Origin of the sequence: Liquorilactobacillus cacaonum DSM 21116 (assembly GCF_001436735.1) — a bacterium.
Taxonomy (GTDB): Bacteria; Bacillota; Bacilli; order Lactobacillales; family Lactobacillaceae; genus Liquorilactobacillus; species Liquorilactobacillus cacaonum.
The window spans coordinates 562718-564275 of sequence record NZ_AYZE01000014.1 but is presented as its reverse complement, the minus strand read 5'-3'; the positions used below and the strand labels follow the sequence as shown (position 1 = coordinate 564275).

General features: G+C 36.5%; 1 protein-coding gene. It reads left to right on the top strand.

Annotated features, from left to right (window positions below; all coding sequences use genetic code 11):
- Nucleotides 1-1558 (top strand): lectin-like domain-containing protein (locus tag FC80_RS09560; protein WP_187327441.1); only part of this gene is annotated, 1558 nt, incomplete at both ends.

The window sequence follows — 1558 nt, the reverse complement described above, 5'->3', positions numbered from 1 at the left end:
ACTGATGCAAATGCAACAAAAAGTGTAGCGTCATCAGCATCAACAAGTTCAACAACCGATACTACAGCTTCTTCATCAACAAAAGGAAACAATGAGATTCAAGTTTCTTATAAAACTTTACTCAATCAGTTAAATGAAAATGAGGTTTTAGAAGATGAAAATAAAGGATTTGTTAAAGTAACAAAAGATAATTTTTTAGATTATTTTGATCTTAATGGGTCAGCAACATATGATGCAACCACGGGAATTGTTACTTTGACTCCGGATGGCTATAATGAGGTAGGTAATTTTTCTTTAAAAAGTAAGATTGATATGAGTACGAGTTTTACACTTACCGGGAGCGTGAATCTAGGTTCTAATCCTAATGGAGCTGATGGGATTGGTTTTGCATTCCATAATGGAAATACTGATGATATCGGTAATTCTGGAGCTAATCTTGGAATAGGTGGTTTACAAAATGCAATCGGGTTTAAATTAGATACATGGAAAAATGGATATCAAACTCCAAATAAGGATGTTCCAGGGGCGCAAATTTCTACTCCTGATTCCAATGGTTTTGGTTGGAATGGTGACTCGAAAGGAACACCATATGGGACTTTTGTTACAACAAGTGATCAACAAATTAAGACAACAGATGGCACTGAAGTTCAAAGATGGTGGGCAGTTGATTCAGGAACTGCACAGTCTCTGAGTAAAGCTGATATTGATGGCAATTTTCATAACTTTGTTGTAAGTTATGATGGTTCAACGAGGACATTAACGATTAATTATACTGAAACAGATGGAACTATGTTAACTTGGTCTATGCAGGTCGATGATGCTTATACTGCAATGTCAATGATTGTTAGTGCCTCAACAGGTAGTGCAACAAACTTACAACAATTTAAGATAGATAGTTTTGATTTCCAGGAAGCTGCAACTGTAAATGTTAAGTATGTTGATGAGAATGGAAATTCGATTGCTGATGGAGAGGTAACTTACCCAGATGGCCCATATGTTAATGGAACATACACAACCGTACAAAAAGATATTCCAAATTACAAATTTATTGGTATGGGAGATAATGCTACTACTGGTGTAAGTATTGCTAAAGATGGAACAATGGCGGACGATGGAAACAACGGAACAGTTATTTATGTTTACGCTCCAGCATATAGTGCAACGTCGAAGACAATCAATGAGACAATAAACTATGTGGATCAAAATGGTAATAAGGTAGCTGATTCATATACTGCGACACCAATCACGGTAGTAACAGTAACAAATCCAGTAGATGGAAGTAAGACATATTACTATAAGAGTGGAACAGATGATACTCCAACGTTGGATAATAATGGAGTACCAGAAGGTGAAGGATGGACAAAAGCAGATAGTTCAGATTTTACAGCAGTGAAGAATCCAACGGTTGATGGTTACAAAGTAATTAGCAACGATGCACCAAATAGTGATTTGACACAAGTAGCAGATCAAACAATAACAGCAGATAGTTCAGACTTAAACTACACAGTGGTTTACGCTCCAGCATATAGTGCAACGTCGAAGACAATCAATGAGACAG